General features: G+C 61.7%; 21 protein-coding genes. 8 read left to right on the top strand and 13 right to left on the bottom strand.

Going from position 1 to position 22,310, the window contains the following annotated elements; all coding sequences use genetic code 11:
* Positions 1–834 precede the first annotated feature (834 nt).
* Together QRN46_RS08845 and relB (QRN46_RS08840) are read left to right on the top strand one after the other, a co-directional pair.
* The gene (locus QRN46_RS08845; RefSeq protein ID WP_108560862.1) at positions 835–1,215 is read left to right on the top strand and encodes a DUF6124 family protein; all 381 of its coding nucleotides are present in this window, start codon (positions 835–837) and stop codon (positions 1,213–1,215) included.
* Between the two features lie 72 nt (positions 1,216–1,287).
* Entirely contained in the window at positions 1,288–1,479 is a 192-nt protein-coding gene (relB, locus tag QRN46_RS08840; RefSeq protein ID WP_085748461.1) for a type II toxin-antitoxin system RelB family antitoxin, read from the top strand.
* A gap of 80 nt (positions 1,480–1,559) precedes the next feature.
* On the opposite strand, the gene QRN46_RS08835 is transcribed toward relB (QRN46_RS08840), so the two are convergent.
* The 6 genes from QRN46_RS08835 to QRN46_RS08810 form a co-directional block, all read right to left on the bottom strand.
* Positions 1,560–1,805 (bottom strand): type II toxin-antitoxin system RelE/ParE family toxin, encoded by a 246-nt coding sequence (locus QRN46_RS08835; protein ID WP_442962196.1) that lies wholly within the window; start codon positions 1,803–1,805, stop codon positions 1,560–1,562.
* 28 nt (positions 1,806–1,833) lie between these two features.
* Positions 1,834–2,040 carry a type II toxin-antitoxin system RelB family antitoxin gene (gene relB, locus QRN46_RS08830; RefSeq protein ID WP_085712084.1) on the bottom strand — a complete coding sequence of 69 codons (207 nt, stop codon included), beginning with the start codon at positions 2,038–2,040 and terminating at the stop codon, positions 1,834–1,836.
* Between the two features lie 267 nt (positions 2,041–2,307).
* Entirely contained in the window at positions 2,308–3,759 is a 1,452-nt protein-coding gene (locus QRN46_RS08825) for a curlin (RefSeq protein ID WP_011333441.1), read from the bottom strand.
* A 26-nt stretch (positions 3,760–3,785) separates the two neighbouring features.
* Positions 3,786–4,250, bottom strand: a complete 465-nt coding sequence (locus QRN46_RS08820) for a curlin (protein WP_011333442.1) — start codon at positions 4,248–4,250, stop codon at positions 3,786–3,788.
* A gap of 70 nt (positions 4,251–4,320) precedes the next feature.
* A complete protein-coding gene (locus tag QRN46_RS08815; protein WP_201817620.1) occupies positions 4,321–6,555 on the bottom strand; it encodes an Ig-like domain-containing protein in 2,235 nt (744 codons plus the stop codon).
* Positions 6,556–6,590: 35 nt separating this feature from the next.
* Positions 6,591–7,937, bottom strand: coding sequence for a hypothetical protein (locus QRN46_RS08810; protein WP_011333444.1), 1,347 nt, complete (start codon positions 7,935–7,937; stop codon positions 6,591–6,593).
* A gap of 318 nt (positions 7,938–8,255) precedes the next feature.
* Between QRN46_RS08810 and QRN46_RS08805 the strand changes: the two genes are divergently transcribed.
* The 5 genes from QRN46_RS08805 to QRN46_RS08785 all read left to right on the top strand — a co-directional run bounded on the left by QRN46_RS08805 (position 8,256) and on the right by QRN46_RS08785 (position 16,764).
* Positions 8,256–9,704 carry a sensor histidine kinase gene (locus QRN46_RS08805; protein ID WP_285354547.1) on the top strand — a complete coding sequence of 483 codons (1,449 nt, stop codon included), beginning with the start codon at positions 8,256–8,258 and terminating at the stop codon, positions 9,702–9,704.
* A 159-nt stretch (positions 9,705–9,863) separates the two neighbouring features.
* Complete coding sequence (locus tag QRN46_RS08800; RefSeq protein WP_285354571.1) at positions 9,864–12,671, top strand: multicopper oxidase domain-containing protein; 2,808 nt, start codon at positions 9,864–9,866, stop codon at positions 12,669–12,671.
* Positions 12,672–12,688: 17 nt separating this feature from the next.
* A complete protein-coding gene (locus tag QRN46_RS08795; protein WP_285354546.1) occupies positions 12,689–13,759 on the top strand; it encodes an SCO family protein in 1,071 nt (356 codons plus the stop codon).
* A gap of 106 nt (positions 13,760–13,865) precedes the next feature.
* Positions 13,866–15,359, top strand: coding sequence for a sensor histidine kinase (locus QRN46_RS08790; RefSeq protein WP_285354545.1), 1,494 nt, complete (start codon positions 13,866–13,868; stop codon positions 15,357–15,359).
* The gene (locus QRN46_RS08785) at positions 15,328–16,764 is read left to right on the top strand and encodes a sigma-54-dependent transcriptional regulator (RefSeq protein WP_285354544.1); all 1,437 of its coding nucleotides are present in this window, start codon (positions 15,328–15,330) and stop codon (positions 16,762–16,764) included. Before QRN46_RS08790 ends, QRN46_RS08785 begins: the two co-directional genes overlap by 32 nt.
* Here the strand turns inward: QRN46_RS08785 and QRN46_RS08780 are convergent.
* Positions 16,755–17,123 (bottom strand): hypothetical protein, encoded by a 369-nt coding sequence (locus tag QRN46_RS08780; protein ID WP_221615693.1) that lies wholly within the window; start codon positions 17,121–17,123, stop codon positions 16,755–16,757. The genes QRN46_RS08785 and QRN46_RS08780 overlap by 10 nt on opposite strands.
* Before the next feature lie 163 nt (positions 17,124–17,286).
* Between QRN46_RS08780 and QRN46_RS08775 the strand changes: the two genes are divergently transcribed.
* Positions 17,287–18,093 carry a class I SAM-dependent methyltransferase gene (locus tag QRN46_RS08775; RefSeq protein ID WP_285354543.1) on the top strand — a complete coding sequence of 269 codons (807 nt, stop codon included), beginning with the start codon at positions 17,287–17,289 and terminating at the stop codon, positions 18,091–18,093.
* 12 nt (positions 18,094–18,105) lie between these two features.
* Here QRN46_RS08775 and QRN46_RS08770 read toward each other — a convergent pair whose 3' ends face one another.
* From QRN46_RS08770 to QRN46_RS08745, 6 genes are all read right to left on the bottom strand, one after another.
* The gene (locus QRN46_RS08770; RefSeq protein WP_011333452.1) at positions 18,106–18,414 is read right to left on the bottom strand and encodes an addiction module antidote protein; all 309 of its coding nucleotides are present in this window, start codon (positions 18,412–18,414) and stop codon (positions 18,106–18,108) included.
* A gap of 2 nt (positions 18,415–18,416) precedes the next feature.
* A complete protein-coding gene (locus QRN46_RS08765) occupies positions 18,417–18,710 on the bottom strand; it encodes a type II toxin-antitoxin system RelE/ParE family toxin (protein ID WP_011333453.1) in 294 nt (97 codons plus the stop codon).
* Between the two features lie 148 nt (positions 18,711–18,858).
* Entirely contained in the window at positions 18,859–19,551 is a 693-nt protein-coding gene (locus QRN46_RS08760; RefSeq protein WP_085648957.1) for a GNAT family N-acetyltransferase, read from the bottom strand.
* 117 nt (positions 19,552–19,668) lie between these two features.
* Positions 19,669–20,457, bottom strand: a complete 789-nt coding sequence (locus tag QRN46_RS08755; protein ID WP_041475200.1) for a ChbG/HpnK family deacetylase — start codon at positions 20,455–20,457, stop codon at positions 19,669–19,671.
* On the bottom strand, positions 20,429–21,616 hold the full coding sequence (locus tag QRN46_RS08750) for a GNAT family N-acetyltransferase (RefSeq protein ID WP_201817610.1): 1,188 nt from the start codon (positions 21,614–21,616) through the stop codon (positions 20,429–20,431). Before QRN46_RS08750 ends, QRN46_RS08755 begins: the two co-directional genes overlap by 29 nt.
* A gap of 4 nt (positions 21,617–21,620) precedes the next feature.
* On the bottom strand, positions 21,621–22,310 hold the full coding sequence (locus QRN46_RS08745; RefSeq protein ID WP_011333457.1) for a GNAT family N-acetyltransferase: 690 nt from the start codon (positions 22,308–22,310) through the stop codon (positions 21,621–21,623).

The raw sequence follows: 22,310 nt of genomic DNA, 5'->3' as shown, positions 1-22,310 counted from the left end.
ATCCGTTGCTGCGGTAACGGCTTCTTATGGTTTCGCCCTTACGGCGACTCCCTTTGGCAAACGCCCCAAAGGAAGCAAAGGTCTGGGCCCCGGCGTTCGGCCCCTCGCTGGGGCTCGGGGTTCCTTCGCTCCGGGATTCATCCGGGGGCATCGCCTCCGGTTTGCTTCGCTGCACCTCCTCTCGATGCATGCGGCTGCGCCGCACTGTCGCTTCGCTCCCACCCCCGGATGAATCCCTCCACTCAGCCTTCCGATGGGGCCGGCACGTCAAGAGCGGTACTCGAGCTAACGCTCATTGTTTGGTTTGGTGTGGGCGCAGATTGTGTAGGTGGGGTTCGTTGTTTGGTTTGGTGGGGGCGCAAGAATGTGTAGATGGGTTTGGTTTTGATTTTTTGTTTTGAAAGCTTGAGTTCAACTCGATGGTTCAGGTCGATGTAACTCGAATGAACAACTCGGTCGGCTCCCTCTCCCCCCGGGAGAGGGCTGGGGTGAGGGCCAGCGTCCTGAAGTCTGTTTAAAAACGTGTCTGAATACACCGAACCTTCCCACAAGGTTTTCAGGTTGTACGTCGGAAGCGCGGGCTCTAGCCTGTTTCGGTCGCTGCCAATTCAGCGATCGGGCATGGAAACCCGCGTAACAACAGAGCGCACAAGCGCCATTCATAACGTATCCTGCGCACCCTCATGGTGTGCACTTTGTTATGGCGGCTGTGCGTAGGAGACCTCGTGTCTGCCGGGTTGCTCTGTCCCGGGTTTCCAGCCTGCGTACAGCTGCCACCTATTCGCTTGGAAACCGAATAGGGCCAGCTATAACCGTCATACAGGGTAAAAAATCATGAAGAAACCAACACCCAACCCACCCGAAACCCAAGCCAACCCCGAAACCGACCCAACCTCCCCATACACCTCCACCACCTCCAGAAAACTCCACGAAGCCGCCGAACGCGCGCTCGATCATTACCTCTGCCCCGGCGCCCACATCATGGGCAGCGTCAACGAACCCGCGCGGATGTACCTCGCCAACCCGGCCTACAACACCGAATCCCTGCTCGCCAACGCCAGCGAATCCCTGGGCTCTGCCAGCGAAATGCTAAACAACTTCGCCGCCACCCTCGACCCGGCCCACCGCAAGACCGCCCTGGGCATTGCACAGATCCTCATGCTGGGTGAACTGGCCGTGAATCAGGCCTTGGATCACGTCGAACTGAAGGGCTGATCCAGCACATCCCCAATAAAAAAACGCGGCCCAGTAATGGGTCGCGTTTTTCACATTCGAACTGGAGTCACCATGGATCCCCTGATCTCCCCAATCATTTCAGACTTCGAAAGCGAAGAGCAGGCCGCCAGCTACGACCGCTGGTTGATTGCCAAAATACAGGCTTCAATCGATGACCCACGACCCAGCATTCCGAATGAGCAGGTGATGGCTGATATGTCGGCCCTGATGGAGGACAAACGAAGAAAGCATGAGGCGGGGTGAGGCTCTCGCAGCGGCAATACGAAAAAACCGCGATCCCTGACAGGAGCGCGGTTTTTGTTTGGAACGGAGCGAGCAACGTACTAGAAAAAACGACGTCGCGGGTACTCCTGACGCGTGTGCAGTACGTTCACGATTTCTATTCGATCAGTTACCCGATAGATGATCAGATAACTCGAATGTACAACAGCTTCTCGAGTGCTCGGGATCCGACCGGTTCGATAGAGGCGAGGATGTTCCAGAAGGTTGGATGCAGCTTTTCCAATCGCCCTGACGAGCTCTCTGGCTGCTCTCGGATGTCTTTCTGTTATGAAGTCGATAATTAGCATCAGCTTGGCCCGTGCTTCGGGCCTCCACTCAATCGACCTCGAAACCATTGTCTTTTGCCTTGAGCAAGGCATGTATCTCAGCCATCACCTGGTCATGCGAAATATTCGGACGCGGATCATCGAGAGAAGCCTGTACTTCGGCCCGAAACCAACGGTCATAACTCGCAGCCTGCTCCTCAGGACCAAGATCCGAAACAACCGGGCACAGTGGGTCGATCAAAGACGGGTCGATCATGGAACCTCCGGGTTTGGTGCCTGGAAGTCTATTCGGTAACGGAATCGCTGTCGTCGCTGTCTGGATGAATTGCATGTGGGCCAAGCTCCATGGGGATCAAGTTGTCCCGGCAAATCCTAGAGCCTGCACTTCCGACGGCCAACCGCCAGAATTCGTCAGAAAACTCCCCGAATTTCTGAAAACGTTCCGTTTTCCGTAGGACGCCACTCAAGCGTCAGCGCAAAAAAAACCGCGACCTCAAGATCGCGGTTTTCCAACACCCAACACTTACTGCTGCAAAACCGTCGCCTGGTTAGCCGACCCGAACTGCTGAATATTCGCGGTCTGCGTCATCCCGCTCTGATCCACATTGGCAATGTTCCCGGTGCCGCCCTGGGTTACATACGCCACGTTCATGGTGTCAGCCTGTTTGACGGTGATCATGTTGTCGCTGCCATACAGCTGCGCGGTGTAAGCCTGGTTGCCGGTGCCGGATTGATCGAATTCGGCGCTGTTGCCCGAGCCGTTCGATGAGCCCTGCACCAGGTTGGTGGTGCCGCGTTGGTCGGCGATGAGGATGTTGTCGCTGCCGTTCTGATCGAAGTACAGCTCGTTGTAGGAATCCGCCTGGCTGACCGTGGTTTTGTTGCCAGTGCCGGTCTGATTGGTGGTCATGATCTGGCCGATGCCGTCCTGGGTGAAGCTGGCGATGTTGCCGTTGCCGGTCTGATTGACCGTGGCGCGCTGGTTGCTGCCGAACTGGCCGCCATGTTGCGGGCCTTTCCAGTTGCTGGCGTAGACCTTGTTGTCGTTGCCCACCGAGGTGGCGTTGAGGGTGTGGCTGTCGCCGTTCTGGTAGGTGAAGTGCACGTTGCCGTTGCCGACTTGATACAGGGCCAGGGTCGAGTTGACCGATTCGAACTGGTCGGCATAGATGGCGTTGGTGTTGCCGACCTGGGTGACGGCGGCGGTGTTGTTTTCGCCGAAGCTCTGGTCGACCACGGTTTCGTTGCTGTCGCCGTACTGGTTGACGGTGGCCTGGCTGGCCAGTTGCGAGTCTTGCCAGATTTCGGTGCCGTTGAGGTTGCCGAACTGGTTGATGGTGATGGTGCCGCCGGTGCCGTTGCGCTGGTCGCCGTAGGCGTAGTTGCCTTCGCCGGCCTGGTTGATGCCGATCTGGCCGCCGTTGTGCAGCACTTGTTCGGCGGTGCCGTAGTTGGCGGTGCCGTACTGGGTGATCACCGAGCTGTTGCCGGTGCCTTCGTACAGTTGCTCGATGTTGGCTTCGTTGCTGTCGCCGAACTGGAAGGTCTTGCCTTCGCTGCCGTTCTGCGAGTCCTGGTAGACGAACGAGAAGTTGCCGGTGCCTTGCTGTTGTTGCAGGGCCTGGTTGCCGGCGCCGAAGCCGAGGGACTGGCTGGCGTGGGCGGTGTTGAAGGCACCGGTCTGTTGTTGGGTGATGGTGCTGTTGTCTTCGAAAAGCTGCTCGGCGTAACCGGCGTTGTAATCGCCGACCGCGTCCTGGGTGATGACGCTGGTGGCGGTGTCCTGCACGGCGGCGGCGTTGTTGCCCTGGCCCAGTTGGGTCTGGGTCGCGGTGCTGAACGGGGCCTGGGTCTGCTTCACATCAGCGATGTTGGCCGTACCGAACTGGCTCTGGGTGGAAAGGCTGTCGTCGGCCATGGCCTGGGCACTGATCATGACCAGGATGGCGGCGGTGAGGGGCGTCAGTTTGAACATGATGAACTCTCCGATGATTGCAGTGCTTAGCGATATTGCTTGACCGAAACGCTCATGCCGTTGCCCGACTGGCTCACGGCGCTTTGCAGCCCCGTGCCGGCCTGCTCGATGCTGGCGTCGTTGTTGTTGCCGTTTTGCGAAATCTGCGCACGGTTGTGGCTGCCGGTTTGCGTGATGGACGCGGCGTTGCCGGAGCCGTTTTGCGTGATCAAGGCCATCAGGTCGCTGCCTTGTTGCAGGATGTACGCCTCCTGATTGCTGCCCGACTGCACGATCTTGCCCAGCAGCGACTGACCGTTCTGCGAGAGCAGGGCGAGGTTGACCTGGCCGTTCTGGTCGATCAGGGCTTGCTGGCCCACGGGGGGCGGCAGTTCGCCGAGATCGGCGCTGTTGGGCGCCAGGTCGTCGTTTTCCATCAGGTCGTCGGCGCGCACGCCCGCACTGACGCACAGGGCGAGCAGGCAAAGCAGGGCGGCGGTCGGCGTGTTCATGGCAAATATCCTCTCGGGCGTTAACCGTTGAGCGTTGCCCCGCCTGCCCGAAAGCAGGCGGGGCACTGGCTCAGAGCGTGGTCACCGACACCGTTCGCACGGTGCCCTGGGACGAGCGGATCGTGGCGGTCGGGTTGGCTGATGGCACGACCAGCGTGTTGTTCAGCGTCAGCCGCCAGCGTCCGGTCACCGGTACCGTGGTGGTGCCCAGCGTTACCAGCCCGGTCGGGGTGGTGACCTGCACGGTGATGGTGTTGCCGGTGGTCACCGACGAGGTACCGGCGAAGTCCCAGTTGAAGCGGCCGCCGGAACGGGCCTGCACGGTCGAAGTGGTGATCGTGAAGGTTTCCGCCGCTGGCCGTGGCGACACTTGCACCGTGACGGTCGCCGGCGTCGACTGGGCGCCGAAGCTGTCCCGGGCGATGTAGGTGAAGGTCGTGGTGAAGGCCGTGGTCACGGTGGCCGGTGGGGTGTAGGTGATCACCGTGCCGTCCGTGCTTACCGTGCCGCGTCCTGCCGGCGGTTGGGTCAGGCTGGCGACGCCCAGCGGCACATTGCCCTCCGGATCGGTGTCGTTGGCCAGGACGTTGATCGGGATCGCGACACCGAGGGTGGCGACACTGTCGGCAACGGCGGTCGGTGGCCGGTTCGGCGCGACGCTGATCGTTACCGTGGCCGGGTTCACCGAGGCCAGGCCTTTGTTGTCCTGGGCCTTGTAGGTGAAGGTGGTGGTCAGCGGAGTATTGACCACGGCTGGCGGGGTGTAGACCACCGACGTGGTGCCGTTCAGGGCCACGGTGCCTTGGCCGGCTGCCGGTTGAGTCAGGGCAGTGATGCTCAGCGGCACATTGCCGTCGGGGTCACTGTCGTTGGTCAACAGGCTGAGGGTGATCGGCACGCCGAAGCTGGTGCTGCCGGTGTCGGCGACGGACAGTGGCGCCTGGTTCTCACCGGTGTCCGGTGCTGCACCGACCACTACGACTGGCTCGGTGTCGCTGCCGCCGGCGGCGGATTTCACCGTGACGGTGGCGGGTGGCTGGGTCAGGTCGGCCACGGTGATTTTTTGCAGCGTGCCGGTTTTCGACAGGCGTCCGTAGCCCTGCGCAACCATGTCCGGCACCGCAACTTCATCGGTCGAGGTGGCTTCGATCAGCAGGCTGTGGCTGGCCCAACTGTAGCGGGCGGTCTGGATTTTCACCACGTCGGTGAGTTTGGCCGAGACGGCAGTCGGACGGGTCGTGCCGGCCGGGTTGGTGGCGGTCACGACCACCACCGACGGCAAGGTGCCGGTGCCCAGGCGCTGGCCGAAGAACAGCCCGTTGTTGTCACCCAGCAGACTGGTCTCGCAAGGCGTCGGCGGCGGGCCGGGCAGCAGCGCTACCGTTTCGCGGAAGCACAGGGTCGAGCTGCTGTCGGCCTTGGCAAACACTTCGGCGCGCACACCGGCCGAGGTACGGCGATAGGTGGCGCGGTCGACGGCGACGTGGGTTTGCTGACGATTGTCGAGGACCTTGCCGGCGACGGTGAACAGGTTGGTCTGAATCGAGCCAACACCCGACGGACCGTCGATCCGCAGGAAGTTGGTGTTGAACGGGCTGCCGGTCACCGCTTCGGTGAGGTTCGGGTCGCCGACGAAAGTTTCGATGCCGCCGGTGTCCGGGTTCACTTCGGTGTACGGGCCGTTGATGCTGCGCAGGAACGGTCCGATGGCACCGTTGAGCGCGCCACTGAAGTTGCCCGGCGCACCGATGCCGATGTCTTTGGTGATGTTGATCGCCCGCCGGCCAGGGGTGGTGACGTTGACGGTTTCAACGCCGTACGGGTGGGTGATGGTGTAGGTGCCGGCCACCGGGACGTTCACCCGGATGCGGATCCGCGCGAAGCTTTGCTGATCGCCATCCACCGGATTCCCCGAGGCGAACGCCGCTTCGATCCCCGCCACGTAGGCATCCACGCCGAAACCGGCGCCGTTGTTGGGGATCGCGGTTTCCGCCAGGAACCAGAAAGCTTCCGGCGGCCAGTTGTCCGGGAACACCATCGGCAGGGTGTCATCGAACACGCCCGGTTCCGGCAGCAGGGTGCACATGTACGCCGGCGGGGTGCTGACCGGCACCCGCGAACTGGCGGCGCGCGACTGGCAGAGCTCCATCGACAGTTGATTGTTGTCCTGATACCACATCGGGAATTTCCCGGTGGCGAAGGTGTAGGGGCCGGGATCGACGGCGGCCAGTTGCGCGAACGCACTGCCGGTCAGCGAGATTGTCAGCCCGAGCGCGTTGAGCGCGAAGCGTGGCCACTTGTTCATGATGCCTCCTGATGCGGATCTGGGCATGTGAGCGTTCATTGCACGATGACCACTTCTTCGGTATCGCTGCCGCCGTTGGACGACGTCACCCGAACCTTGGCCGGTGGTATCGGCGTGATCCCGGTGGCCAGGGTTTTCTCCGCACCGTCGCCACCCAGCGCACCGATAGCGGCGCCGGTGTCGGAGGTGGCGGTGAGCACCGGTGGCGAGGTTTCGTCACTGGTCGTGGCCACCACGGTCAATTGCCCGGAACTGAGGCTGTACTCGGCGCGCTGGATCACCACCAGGTCGGTCAGGGTCATGGGCAGGGTGGTCGGCGAGCTGGTGGCGATCGCCAGGTGGTTGTCGGCGGTCACTTGCAACACGGCCGGCAAAGTCGGGTTGACCGCCGATTGCGCATACCAGCTGCCGGTGCTGTCGGCTTCTTTCATGTTCACCACGGGCGTGCTGCTGGTGATGGCCGCGGTGCCCGGTGCCGGCGGGGCTTTGACGAACACGTCTTGTTGGGCCACTGGTGCGCTTTCACCGGGCTTGCGCGAGTAGGTGCTGCGCTCAGTGATCAAAGGCGTTGGCCGCACCACTGTCGACAACTTGCCGGACACGGCGAAAGTCGTGCTGCGCAGGTCGATGCCACCGGGGCCTTCGATGCGTACGAAGTTGGTGTTGAACGGGCTGCCGGTTACGGCCTCATTGAGGTTCGGATCGCCCACGAACTGCTCGGCCGCACCGGTCAACGGGTTGGTCTCGGTGTACGGCCCGTTGACGCTGCGCAGGAACGGGCCGATGTCACCCTTGAGCGCGCCGTCGTAGGTTTGCGGGGTGCCGATGCCGATGTCGCGGGTCATGTTGATCGCGCGCCGGCCGGGGGTGTCGACGGTGAACACATCGACGCCGTAGGGGTGGGTGATGACGTAGGTGCCGGCGGTGGGCACATCGACCCGGATGCGGATCCGCGCGAAGCTGATCTGGTCGCCCTCCACCGGATCACCGGCGGCAAAGGCAGCTTCGACGGCGCTGACGTAAGTCAGATTGATGCCGCGTGCCGCATCGACGATGGAGGTATCGCCAGTGAACCAGAAGGCTTCATCGGGGAAGTTGGTGGGGAATACGAGCGGTTGCGTGTCATCGAACACGCCGGGGGTCGGCAGCAGCGAGCACATGTAAGACGGGGCGCCCGGGGTGCTCGGCACGCGTGAGCTGAGTGCTTTGGACAGGCACAGATCCAGGGTGCGACCGTGGGTGTCCTGATACCAGCTGGCGAAACCGCCATTGGCCGGTGTGTAGGGACCCGGGTCGACGGCGAACAGAGCGGCCTGGGCAATGCCCTGGGCCAAGGCGCTCACGACCAGGACGGTCGCGGTTTTGGACAGTAAAGGGTGCATGAGTTAATCCCTCTATCAAAGTACCTGCCCCTTGGGGATGGGTCAGTTGCAGAGGGCTTTACAACTTCCATACCAACGACCGGCCAACCGACCGCAAAGGCCCGTGGCGCAAGGGCTGGAAGCTGGACACGCGGGAAGAGGGCGAACGTCCGGATAGGGCGACTGTCCCCAGCATTGGGGATTGTGGGGGCATGAACGCCTGGCGGTTTTCGCCTGACCGGGAAATCGGCTGAGTGTGGGGCCGTTCACCCCCCGCATCCGGGCAAACACCCAACCGTGGGCTATAACCCTATAGGGACGTATCGGGAAGTCGCCGCCATGAACATGCAGTCACAATCGCTACCGGTCGAGGAGGGCAGCCAGCGGCTGAACTCGCGCAAGCAGCCGTTCAACCTGTTGCGCTGGTTTTCATTGATCAGCATGGCGGTGATCGGCACCGTGGCGGTGGCGCTCGGGGCGGTGTCGACACGGTTCGTGATCGAAGAAAGCGTGCAGCGCGATGCCTTGCTGACCGCGCAGTTCATTCAGGCCATCGCGTCGGCGGAAGTGCGCCACGTCTCGATTCCCAATATCCGCACCATGGGCGAGTTGCTCGACCCTCGTCAGGACAACGATTTTCCCGATGTCGACCCGCAGGCCCGGGCCAGCGCCAGAGGTGAGTTTCTTGATCACATCGAGCATTTGCCGGATGTGATTCTCGCCAACGTTTATGCGCCGGATCGTACCGTGATCTGGTCGACCAACCCGGCGCTGGTCAACACCCGCATTCATGCCGACGAAGATCTTGACCGGGCGTTCGAGCAAAGGATCCCGGTGTCGGCGAGTTACCACAACGTAGACAAGGGCCGTGAAGAACAGAAGTTCGTGGTGCCGCCGGAATACATCTTCATTGAAAACTACATTCCACTGTTCGACGCCGAGGGCAAGAACGTCACGGCGATGGTCGAGATCTATAAGGAGCCCAAGGACCTGATCGCCCGCATGGAGCGCGGTCTGGCGCTGATCTGGCTGGCCACCGCGCTGGGCGGCGGGCTGATTTATCTGGGGTTGTACTGGATCGTGCGCCGGGCGGCGATTCTGCTGGCGGCCCAGCAAAAACAACTGATCGCCAACGAAACCTTTGTTGCGCTGGGCGAGATGTCTTCGGCGGTGGCCCACAGTCTGCGCAACCCGCTGGCGACCATTCGCTCGAGCGCCGAGCTGGCCCTGGAATTCGACGCCGGGCCGGCACAGAAGAACATCAAGGACATCATCGGCCAGGTGGATCGCATGTCGAAGTGGGTGCGCGAACTGCTGCAATCGCTGCGACCGCTCAATGACGACCCGGAACCGGTGAACCTGGTGGCGGCGCTGCACGACAGCCTGATGGCTTTCGAGCAGCAGATTGCCAACGCTGGCGTGCACGTGGTGTTTCAACCTCAGCAGACGCCGATGGTGCTGAGCCATCCGGTGCAGCTCACACAAATCCTCAACAGCCTGCTGGCCAACGCGCTGGAAGCGATGGACAAGGGCGGCACACTGACCATCACCCTCGAACCGAGCGACAGCCGTGGCGTGAGCGTCATGCTCAGCGACACCGGCAAAGGCATGAGCGAAGAGCAGCGCAGCATGGCGTTCCGGCCGTTCTTCACCACCAAACAGGGCGGCCTCGGCGTGGGGCTGGTGCTGGTCAAACGGATCATGGAGCGCTTCGGCGGAGGCGTAAGCCTCGACAGCCGGGAAGGCAAGGGCACCACCGTTCGTCTGGCGTTTCAACTCATTCAGTAAATTGGGGTGAACTTCTCCCCAGCAGTGGGTGTCAGGCCCCAGTCACCGGGGAGTGGGGCATGCAACAGCACTCGCAAGCCCCTGTAACAACTGGAAATGATTTTTTGGCGAGTTAATTGCAAAACACCATCACCCCTTCCTTAGATGAGGCGGCTGATGATGGACAAAGCAATGCGTGACCCCAAAAAGCTGTTCCTGTTGACGCCACTGAGCGTCTTCCTGATGTTGGCCCTTGGCCAGATGACCGGGGTCCGAGCGAGCCCGATCGACGACGAGAATCAGCCGGAAGCGTCCGACCCGTCGGCCTATTACGACGAGCCCGAAGACCGCGCTGGCGCGCTCAATGCAATCCTGACGATGCCCGAGGCCAACTTAGACTCCTTCGATCTGCCTGACGGGGTCAAAGGCACGCGCAACACGACGCGCATGGAAAACATCCTGCCGCCCACCGTCCAGACCAGTTTCAATTACCCCACCAACGGCAAGCCAAGCCCGCTGTACGGTGCCCAGCCGTTCACTCAGCAACTGGTGCTGTTCGAAGAGTTCGGCCCGGAAAAACTCGACCCGACCACACCGGCCGCGCCGTTGAGTTTCCCGCCGGCCGCCATCGGCCCGGCGCCGGCGCAAGACCCGAACAACATCGCCCGCAGCGCGCCTCCCGGCACGGCGCTGGATGCGTTTTTGCGTCAACCGGGGCTCACGCCATTTCCGAGCCAGTATGCCAACACGGTTGACCGCAACCCTTGGCAGGCGCAGATCGAACTGTTTCTCAACCGTCACATCGGTTCCTCCGCCGAAGGCCGGCCACCGGGAAAAGGCTGGGCTCATCAGCGCTGGAACGAGTTCTACCCGCAAGTCGCCTACAAGACCGTGCAGACCGGTGCGCGGCTGAACGGTGGTCTGCGTGACAGTCGGCAGATGCACGGTTACGCGGTCGGCGAATTCGGCCCCGGCGGTCTGTACCACAACGTCGCGGGCGTGCCGGCGACCGATGGCACGGCCAAGGGTGTCGACCCACGGTTCCACCCGGCGATGCCGGTGCAGGACCACAACTCGGTGTGGACCTTCGACGGCACGCTGCCGCCGAAACTGTTGATGGTGCGCTACGGCCAACCGGTGCTGATGCGGCACTACAACGGTTTGCCGATCGACCCGTCGGCCAACCGCGGTTTCGGTCTGCACACCATCACCACCCACGAGCACAACGGCCATGCGCCAGCAGAAAGCGACGGTTATGCCAACGCGTTCTTCTTCCCCGGCCAGTTTTACGACTATCGCTGGCCGATCCAGCTCGCCGGCTACGACAGCATCAACACCAAGGCCGAAGATCCACGCGCCGCATTCCCCTGCGCACCGGGGGAAACCCTGTGGGTCAACGACCTGCAACCTGCGAAAAAGACCTGCGACCACGGAACCATCAGGATTCGTGGCGACTGGCGCGAAACCATGAGCACCCACTGGTTCCACGACCACATGCTCGATTTCACCGCGCAGAACGTCTACAAGGGCAACGCGGCGATGATGAACTACTACAGCGCCTTGGACCGTGGCAACGAATCGGTGAACGACGGCGTCAACCTGCGTTTCCCCAGCGGCAGCGCCTTGCCGTGGGGCAACCGCGACTACGACGTCAATCTGGTGTTCGCCGACAAGGCCTGGGATCAGCAGGGCCAGTTGTGGTTCAACCCGTTCAACACCGACGGCTTCATCGGCGATCAGGTGCTGGTCAACTGGCAATGGAAACCGACCCTCGACGTGCGGGCGCGCAGTTATCGCTTCCGCCTCCTCAATGGTTCGGTGTCGCGCTACTTCAAGCTCGCGCTGGTGCGTGAAGTCAAAGGCACCAGTGGTGAGTTCCAGGGGCCGAGAAACTCCGGTGTGTCGTACAGCCGGGTGCCGTTCCACATGATCGCCAACGACGGCAACATCATGGAACACAGCGTACCGTTCGACGGCACGATGGACCTGGATGCCGACGGCGACAAGCAGAACCACAACGCGATTCTGCCGACCCAGGGCATCGCCGAGCGGTTCGACATCATCGTCAACTTTGCGAAAAACGGCATCAAACCGGGCGACAAGCTGTTCTTCGTCAACCTGCAAGCCCAGGACGACGGCAAGGGCCCGAAAGAAGTGATCCCGCTGGCCGACGTGCTGTCGGAGAAATACCTGGCAGTCATCAAACAGACCAGCAAGGGTCCGCAATGGGATCGGGGTGACCCGGTGGTAGGCAAGGTCCTGCAACTCAACGTCAAGGCTTATACCGGCCAGGATCTGTCGATGAACCCGGCAGCCTACGAACCGGCCAAACCGGGCAAGGCCGAAGGCATGGTGATGATTCCGCTGAAGATCCACCGCGACAACGCTGCCGACAAGGCATTGCTGGCCAAGGCGCTGCACCGGACCTTCACCTTCGGTCGCGCCGACGGCACCGATGAAGCGCCGTGGACGATCAAGACCGATAGCGGTTTCGGCTTCCACATGGACCCACGCCGGTTGAATGCCTCGACCAAACTGGCCAGCGGCCCGACCGACGCCGGAGTCAGCGGCATCGGCACCCTGGAAGTGTGGAACATCAAGGCCGGCGGCACGGGCTGGAGCCATCCGGTACACGTGCACTTCGAGGAGGGGATCATCCTCAGCCGTGGCGGCAAGGCCCCGCCTGAGTGGGAAAAATGGGCGCGCAAGGACGTCTACCGGATCGGTTCGGAGGCCGACGGGCTGGACAACGTCGAGATGGCGATCAACTTCCGCGAGTTTGCTGGGACCTACATGGAGCACTGTCACAACACCCAGCATGAGGACAACTCGATGCTGCTGCGTTGGGACCTCGAGAAACCCGGGCAACTGCAGTTGATGCCGACACCGCTGCCTAGCTGGGATGGCGTGCGCTACGTCAACTCCGCCGCGCTGCCAACCTTCCGCACCGGCGACGGCTTCGGCCCGCAAGTGACCGTGAAACCATGAAACGGGAGGGAGCCGACATGAACCTGCCAACGCCGCGCTCCCGCGCCCTGGGCATGCACCTGATTCTGGTGCTGGTCACCTGCCTGCTCGGCAGCCAGGTGCTCATCGCCCATCAGGCGCAGCCCGAAGGCGCCAGTGAATCCGCCACCCCGTGGGGTGGCGACTATTTCCCCAACACCCTGCTGACCGACCAGGACGGTCGGCAGGTGCGTTTTTTCGATGACCTGATCAAAGACAAGGTGGTGGTGATCAATTTCATCTTCACCTCGTGCAGCGACTCCTGCCCACTGGAAACCGCGCGCCTGCGCCAGGTGCAGAAACTGCTGGGGGACCGGGTCGGGAAAGACATCTTTTTCTACTCGATCACCATCGATCCGCTGAGCGACACCCCCGCAGTGCTCAAAGCTTATGCGCAACGCTTCAAGGTCGGCCCCGGCTGGAAATTTCTCACCGGCGAGTTCGAAGACGTCACCGAGCTGCGCAAGAAGCTCGGGCTGTTTATCGAAGGCGTCGACAACGGCCGCACCAAGGATCACAACCTGAGCCTGATCGTCGGTAACCAGAGCACCGGGCGCTGGATGAAAGCCTCGCCGTTCGAGAACCCGTGGATCCTCGCCGACCAACTCGCCAACACGCTGCAGAACTGGAAGCAGGCCAGCAGCGAAGAAAGCTATGCCGATGCCCCGCAGATTCGTCCGCCGAGCAATGGCGAAGAGCTGTTCCGCACCCGCTGCGCTTCCTGTCACAGCCTCGGCCCGCAGGATGGCGAAGGCATCGGCATGCGCAACATCGGCCCGGACCTGATCGGTGTGACCCGTCAGCGCGACGCGGCCTGGCTCAATCGCTGGATCCGCGAACCGGATCGTGTGCTGGCGGAGAAAGACCCGATCGCAGTGCAACTGTATGAGCAATACGAGCGTATCCCGATGCCCAATCTGCGCCTGGACGAGGCCTCGGCGCAGTCGATCATCGACTTTCTGAGTGCCGAAACCGAGCGTCAGCATCCGTCCGTGCAGCCCTTGGCCGACGGGGCATTGACGCCAGTAAAACCGGCTTCTGCCAGCGAAACGGTGAGTCGAATGCAGTAGCGGCTAAATAGCATCATTGAACCGTGTGTCACGGTCATTGCCACCTACACTCATTCGAGAGAGGGCGGCTGTAACCGGCTCGATACCAGAACGCCAGGGCATCCCCATGCAACGACTGGAAGAACAGAAAACATCGGCACCGAACCTCGCGCTGGCGGCCATCAAGAGCTGGGGCGGGCAGTTCAATCTGCTGCGCTGGTTTTCGCTGGCCAGTTTTTTCATCATCGCGGCCGTGGCGCTGGGGCTGGGGTATATCTCCACGCGCTTCGTGGTCACCGAAAGCGTGGAGCGCGATGCGCTGCTCACCGCGCAATTCGTGCAGGCCATCGGCGATGCGGAAATGCGCCATGCCAACATCACGCCGCAACGGACCATGGGCGAGATGCTCGACTCGCGCCAGGACGGGAACTACCCCGACGTCGATCCGCTGTCCCATGCAATGGCCCGTGCCGAGTTTCTCGATCATGTCGAACACTTGCCGGATGTTCTGCTGGCCACGGTGTACGCCCTGGACCGCACGGTCATCTGGTCGACCAACCCCGAACTGATCAACGTCAAGTTCGAAGACGACGACGAGCTGGATGAGTCGTTCGAGATGAAAGTCCCGGTGTCTTCCAGTTATCACAAGATCGACGATGAAAAACCCGAGCAGCGGCTGTCTCGCGAACCCAAATACCTGTTCATCGAAAACTACATTCCGATGTTCAACGCCGACAAAAGCAAAGTGGTCGCCATGGTCGAGATCTACAAGGAACCGGCGGATCTGGTCGACCGTATCGACCGAGGGTTCGCCTCGATCTGGGCTGCGACGATCCTCGGCGGCGCGGCGATTTACCTCGGCTTGTTCTGGATCGTGCGGCGCGCCTCGACGCTGCTGCAGAGCCAGCAGCAGCAACTGATCAGCAATGAAACCTTTGTCGCTCTGGGCGAGATGTCTTCGGCGGTGGCCCACAGCCTGCGCAACCCGCTGGCGACCATTCGTTCCAGCGCCGAACTGGCCCAGGAAATTGCCAGCCCGGGCGCACAGCGCAACATCGGCGACATCATCAGCCAGGTCGACCGCATGTCGCGCTGGGTTCGCGAACTGCTGGTGTCGTTGCGCCCGATGAGTGACGACGGCGAGGCGGTGGACCTGCTGGCGGCGGTCGAGGACACCCTGGGGGCGTTTGACGCGTTGATCCGGCGCAATGGCGTCGAAGTGCGATTCGCACCACAAGATTGCCCGCCGGTGGTCAGTCAACAGGTGCTGCTCACGCAAATTCTCAATAGCCTGTTTGCCAATGCCCTGGAAGCGATGCCCAGAGGCGGCGTACTCAGTGTCGAGATTGAAACGGCGCAGACCGGTCAGGTGCGCATGACCCTGAGCGACACCGGCAAAGGCATGAGCGCGCAGCAGCAACAACTGGTGTTCAAACCGTTTTTCACCACCAAGCAGGGCGGCCTCGGGGTCGGCCTCGCGCTGGTCAAGCGAATCATGGAGCGGTTTCAGGGTTCGGTCGTCCTGACCAGCCGGGAGCAGGAAGGAACCCGCGTCAGTCTCAACTTTAGAGTGGCATCGGGAGGGGAATATGGAACACAGCATTCTGCTGGTCGAGGATGACGAACTGCTGGCCGAGAATATTCAGACCTACCTGGAGCGCAAGGACTTCGAGGTGACGGTCTGCCACTCGGCCGAGGACGCGCTGGGGCAACTGGAAAGCTTCATGCCGGACATCGTCCTGACCGACAACTCGCTGCCGGGCATGAGCGGTCACGATCTGATCCAGAAGCTGCGCATCAGCGCGCCGGACCTGAAAGTGATCATGATGACCGGTTACGGCAACGTCGAAGACGCGGTGGTCGCGATGAAGGAGGGCGCCTTTCATTACGTCACCAAACCGGTCGCGCTGCCGGAACTCAAACTGCTGCTGGACAAGGCCCTGGCCACCGAACGGATGGAGCGCACGCTGTCGTTCTATCAGGAGCGTGAGGCGCAGAAATCCGGAGTACAGGCGCTGATCGGCGAATCGGCGCCGATGCTGCATTTGAAGAACACCATCGGTCAGTTGCTCGAAGCCGAGCGGCGCATGACCAACGGTGATCTGCCGCCGGTGCTGGTGGAGGGCGAAACCGGTACCGGCAAGGAACTGGTCGCCCGTGCGCTGCATTTCGACGGCGCGCGCAGCAAAGGCCCGTTCATTGAATTCAACTGCGCGTCGATTCCGGCCAACCTGGTGGAGTCGGAGCTGTTCGGTCACGAGAAAGGCGCGTTCACCGATGCCAAGGACCGCCGGGTCGGGCTGGTGGAAGCCGCTGATGGCGGCACGCTGTTTCTCGATGAAATCGGTGAAATGGATCTGGTGCTCCAGGCCAAGCTGCTGAAATTGCTGGAGGATCGCACCATTCGGCGGGTCGGTTCGGTGAAGGAGCGCAAGGTCAACCTGCGGGTGATCAGCGCCACCAATTGCAACCTTGAGCAAATGGTCCAGCAGGGCAAGTTCCGCCGCGATCTGTTTTTCCGGCTGCGGATCATCTCGATCAAGGTCCCGCGCTTGTACGCCCGTGGCGAAGACATCCTGCTGCTGGCCCGGCACTTCCTCGCCAGTCACGGCAAGCGTTACGGCAAACCGAACCTGCATTTCAGCGATCAGGCCGAAGAGCTGCTGCTCAGTTACACCTGGCCGGGCAACGTGCGGGAGTTGCGCAACATGCTTGAACAGACCGTGCTGCTGGCGCCAAACGACACCATCGCCGCTCATCAACTGAACGTGTGCATGAGCCTGTGCGATGAGCTGCCACCGCAACATCAGCACGAGGTGCCGCACACGCACTTCGAACCGCGCCCGGCGAGCAACACCGAATCGATGAACCTGCCGGAAGTCGAACGCGACATGGTGCGCAAGATGCTCGACAAGACCGACTGGAACGTCACCAAATCGGCGCGCCTGCTGGGCCTGAGCCGCGACATGCTGCGCTACCGCATCGAAAAGCTCGGCCTGGCGCGCCCGGACAAGCGTCAGTGGTAAACGGCGGTGCTGCGTGGATTCGGCGAGCCGAGGCATTCCAGCACGCACGTCGGGTCCAGCACCTCGTCGTTGACGTAAATGCCGCGCTCGGCATCGTAGGTGCGGATAAACACCCGTACCGTCGCATCGGCCACGGTCGGCAGTTGCGAGTCCTGGAATACATGGCGATCCGGGATAACGATGAAATCCTGCGGCGGCGTGTCATCGAACGGCCGGGGCGGCTGGGCCGACAGCGACGGTGGAGCAGGGTGGGCAAAGGGCTGGTCCGCCCCGTAGTAGTTGAAATTGCTGTCCAGCGCCTGCGCCTGGGCGGCGGCGAGCAGACAGGCGGACAACAGCAGTCGATTGAACATTCCCATGGCAGCACCTGTGGAAGCGGATTTCCCCAAGGCTATTAACTATAGCTGCCCGCGTTGCAGGCGTTGGTGCAGGCGCTGTCGGCTTACAAGTTCGCAACAACCTGTTGCGCGAGGCTGAACTAGACTCGGACCGCTCAATCGTGAGCATCGCCCGGAGTGCGCCATGGAAGTGCCAAACCATAGAAATGCCGTCGAGAGCAATCGACAGGCGTGGAATGATTCCGCCCGTCATCACCAGGACTCTGCCGAGTGGCAGGCCTTGCTGACCGAAGTTGCGCAGGCCGATTTTTCCTTCCTCGACGACACCCTTCGCGGCTTGCTCGAGCAGGTCGGTGTCGATGGTAAAGACGTTGTGCAGCTGTGTTGCAACAACGGTCGCGAAAGCCTGTCACTGTTCGCCCTCGGCGCACGGAGCGTGATCGGCATCGATCAGTCGAGCGCGTTTCTCGAACAGGCCCGCGAACTGAACAAGCGTTCGCCGCACAACGCCGAGTTCATCGAAGCCGATATTCATCATTTGCCCGAATCGCTGCGCGCCCGTTTCGACGTCGCGCTGATCACCATCGGCGTCTTTGGCTGGATGCCCGACATCGGCGAATTCTTCCGCCACGTCGCCTCGACCCTCAAACCGGGCGGACAACTTGTGATCTACGAGACCCACCCGTTCCTGGAAATGGTCGACCCCGAGGCCGAAGACCCGTTTCGCCTCGCCAGCTCGTATTTCCGCGAAGAACCGTTCGTGCAGGAGGACCCGATCGTCTACGTCGGCAAGGTCGAACAGCCGGCGGCGAAGTCCTACTGGTTCGTGCACACCCTCGGCGCAATCTTCACCGCCGCCCTCGAGGCCGGCCTGAACATCTCGCACTTCAAGGAATACCCGCACTCGAACCGGGAAGAAGTCTATGACCAGTACCAGAACCGCGAGGCGCAGATGCCGATGTGTTTTACGTGGGTGGGGGTGAAGCGCTGAGTAGCGCAGGTTTCAGGACGTGGAGTGATTCAGCACATGTCCCGGTTGCGCGCACAGATCGATGCCAAGGGCATGAATGACTTTAAGTACCGTGTCGAAGCGAGGCTTGGCTCCTGGTGCGAAAGCCTTGTACAGACTTTCGCGACCCATGCCCGAATCCTTCGCGACCTGCGTCATGCCCCGCGCCTTGACGACATAACCGATCGCACGAAGAAACTCCTCGTTGTCTCCGTCGGCCAACACTTGGGATAGGTATTCACTGATGGCTTCATCACTGTCCAGCAGAGCTGCCATATCAAAAGCTGTCAAAGTCTGGCTCATGGTTAAACCTCCTTTGCCATGTTTTTTGCACGTCTGATGTCCGCGCTTTGTGAGGATTTGTCGCCGCCGGCCAGCAAAACGATAACTACACCGTTACGCATCGTGAAGTAGACCCGATACCCGGCGCCGACATCAACGCGCATTTCCGACACACCATCACCTACGGGTTTAATGTCGCCTAGATTACCTGCTGATGCACGATCTATGCGACGGGCAATAGCAACCTTGGCACGGAGATCTCGAATAGAGGCATGCCAGGTCTCGAACACGGATGTTTGTTGCACGAAATAGTTCATGGCTCGACTGTATCCATTTGGATACGGCCGAGCAGTCAGCCGGTTCTGGTATCGGCCTTGGATGTGTCGTCTGCATGTGTAGGCAAGTAGTCTCAGATTACGTAGGAGCTATCGTCTCCGATAGCTCCCACAGTGCTGCGGTGAACCTTTAAGCCTGCGCAGCCGCCGTCACCACCGGCCGTCCCGGTTTGCGCAGCGGGTCAAGGCGTGAGCCTTCGTAGCGGGTTTCACGGAAGAACCGCCATTTGCCGAACAGGCAATAGACGTGGGTGACGCGGCCCTGTTCGTGATAGCCCATGCGGATGTGCAGTTTCAGCGCCGGGATGTTGTGGGTTTCGCACACGTCGACCACCTTGTTGCAGCCCTGGGCGGCCATGGCTTCCCAGAGGGCGACCTGCACGTCCACCGACAGGCTGCTGCCGAAGTAGGCGCGAATCATTTCACCGCCGAACTCGAAGAACTCGCCGGGTTTGACCGGGAAGGTGCAGCCGTAATAGTGGCGGTCGTGGTAGTCACGAGTGCTGCCCCAGATGAACCCGACCGCATGGCCGTCGGCGTCCAGGTACATGTGCCCGGTGTGGCCCTCGTCGGCCAGTTCGGCCATGGTCTGCACCCGGTCACCGAAGTGTTTGGCAAACGCGCCGGCATTCTGTGCGGTGATGTCGACTTTGCGTAGACCGTCGTAGGGGCGCAGCTTGTGCGGCGGTACCGGGCTGACCAGGTCGCGCTCCATCCACAACAGTTCCCAATGGAAGAACACGTAGCGTTTCCACAACGTGCCGAAGGTGCGGCCCAGGCCTTTTTGCTTGATACGTTCACGCAGCTTTTCAATGACGCTCATGATGCCCTCCGAGGCCGGAGCCCGGGTGTTGTGGATGACGCTTTTGTGGGTATAGATCAGCCCTGCAAGTTCATGTCAAAGCGCCAGCTTTGAATGTATTGCAAGTTGTGTAACGGTTCAGAGTGCCTCGGCACCGCGTAGAAATTCCTTGTTCAGATCGGCATAGGAAACCCGTGGAACCCCCGCCAGCCGCAGCTCTAGCACGCGGCTCAGGGACTCTCCGGGTTGCAGATAGGCATCACCGAAATCCGCCCCGAGCTGGTTCGGATGGGCGACGATTTCCAGCACGCCGTCGGTCGGCGCGGGGGCGTTGCGCAGGTCCACCGGGGTGCAGACGTAATCGGCAGTGACCCCGGCCAGTCCCTGTAAACGACGGTTGAGCAAGCCTTTGAACACACGTTTGGGCAGGCTGAGGTTTTGCCCCAGGTTGCGCGCCAGGCGCACGGGCACGCCTTGGTGGGCAGCGAAGCGCGCGACGATCTCGCCGATCGGCCAGATGTTGTGCACGTGCTGATGCGAATCGAGGTGGCTGGGACGCACGCCGTGATCGACGCAGCGCTGCCACTGCGCCTGCAATTCTTCCTGCACCGCCTCGCGGTCTTCCCGGCCCAGCCACAAGCTGTGGCGAGGCAGGTTGAGGTCGAACACGCCGTGGCTGTCGCAGAAGGTGCGACGCTGGAGAATGGCCCGGCTCAAGGGCCGACCGTAGGTCAGGTTGAAGTGCAGGCCGATCCGGCCTTCCAGCAGCGGCAGCCGGGCCATGGCGCAGGCCGCTTCGAACGCCGGCATGTTGGCCATGGCGGTGGCGGAGCTGATGACCCCGGCCTGGAACGCGCCGAGGATCACCGCGTTTTCGTTCGGACTGAGGCCGAAATCGTCAGCGTTGACTATGACTTGGCGAGGCATGTTCGCCCTCCTTGGTGGGGTTGATCACAGGTGTCGCAATGACCGCCGCTCTGGCCGCCGCACGCTTCGCCCGCCATTGTTGCAACCCAGGCTTGAGCCGGTGCCAGACGCGCAGCCCCAGTCCCAGCAGCAGCCCGCTCAGGCGCCAGGAGTAGAAGCTCCAGCGCCAGTGTTCCAGTTGCCCGGTCATGCGTTCGTGCAGTTGATGGCTGGAGTTTTCCAGGCTGACCCGCGAGGCATCGATCCAGCGCCAGTTGTCGTCCAGTCCCCAGCGAATCCATTCCTCCAGCAACACCCGGCCGCTGCCAAGGTCGGCGTATTGCGGCAGGAAGGCGAGGTTGTAATCGTAGAGCCGGCCCTGTTCGAACAGGCCGAGCCGATAGCTGATGCAACGCCCGTCCAGTTCCAGCATCACCACGCGCACCCGATCCGAAGCGGCGAGGGCGGTGAAAGCGTTTTCCATGCAACGGCGGCTGCGCTCGCTGGCAAAGATCCCGACGCCTTCGTCACCTTTCCAACTCACCGCTTCGACTTCGCTGATGACCTGCAGCAACGGGCCCATGCTGGTCGCGTCGGGCGTGATCCGCCGGAGTTCGGCGCCGCACGCGGCAATACGCTTGCGCGCCCGGCGCAGTTTGTAGCGCGGGTCGCCCGAGACTTCCTGGCGGTCGGCGTCGCTGATCAGGTGGACCGGCACCCGGCAGCTCAAGCGACGTTCGCCGGTGGAGCTGTGGGCCATCCATTCGGTGAGCATGCTTTCGGCACCGACCGGCTCGGTGATTTCATTGAGTTGCAGCAGGGCGTGGGGCACTCGCTGGCGAATCAGCCGCAGGGCTTGGCGCATGTCGTTGGCGTTCAGCTGTGATAACAACGCCAGGCGATCGGCCAGCGGATAACCCAGGTGATGCATCACCCGAAATGGCAATCCGAAAAACCGTTCACGGCTTGTCACCAGCGGCAGGCACAGGCGCAATTCGTCCGCTTCCCAACCCAGCAAAATGTGCAGGCGGTCGTGCGTGTCGAGCGTCTGCTCTGCCGCACCCAGCCAGTCGAGGCTGTTGAACGGCGTGTGATCCGTCACCCGCAGGCGCAGCGCTTCATAGGCCGCCGCCGGGAAGTCGGGTGCGCACAACGAGGTGCGCCATTCGAATTGCGCCATAGGCTCAGGTCGCCGTTGCTGTGACAGGTGGACGGGAAGGTTTGCGCAACGCGTCCAGGCGCGAGCCGCTGTAGCGGGTTTCGCGATAGAAGCGCCAGCGACCGAACAACTCATACACATTCATGATCCGGCCCTGTTCGGTATAGCCCATGCGCAGATGCAGCTTGAGCGCCGGGATGTTGTGGAACTCACAGACGTCGACGACCTTGTCGCAGCCTTGGGCGGCCATGGCTTTCCACAGTTCCAGTTGCAGGTCCACCGACAGTTCGGTGCCCCAGTAGGCACGGGTCAGTTCGCCGCCGAATTCGAAGAACTCACCGGGTTTCACCGGGAACAGGCAGCCGTAGTAGTGCCGGTCGAAATAGTCTTGAGCGGTGCCCCAGATGAAGGCCACCGCATGGCCCTGATCGTCCAGGTGCATGTGCCCGGTGTGATGTTCCCGGGCAAGCTCCGCCATGGTGCCGACGCGGTCGCCGAAGTGGCGGGCGAAGGCGCTGACGTTGTCCGGGGTGATCTTCACCACCCGCAGTGGCGGGTAGGGCTTGAGGCTGTGGGGTGGCACCGGACTGACAAGGTCGCGCTCCATCCACAGCAGTTCCTGATGAGAAAAGACGTAGTGCTTCCACACCTTGGCCAAGGTGGCCCGCAGGCCTTTGTGTTTGATGTGATCGCGGATTTTTTGCAAAACATTCAT

Source organism: Pseudomonas sp. lyk4-R2A-10 (genome assembly GCF_030209075.1).
Classification (GTDB): Bacteria; Pseudomonadota; Gammaproteobacteria; order Pseudomonadales; family Pseudomonadaceae; genus Aquipseudomonas; species Aquipseudomonas glycinae.
This window is presented reverse-complemented; position numbering and strand designations above follow the sequence as displayed.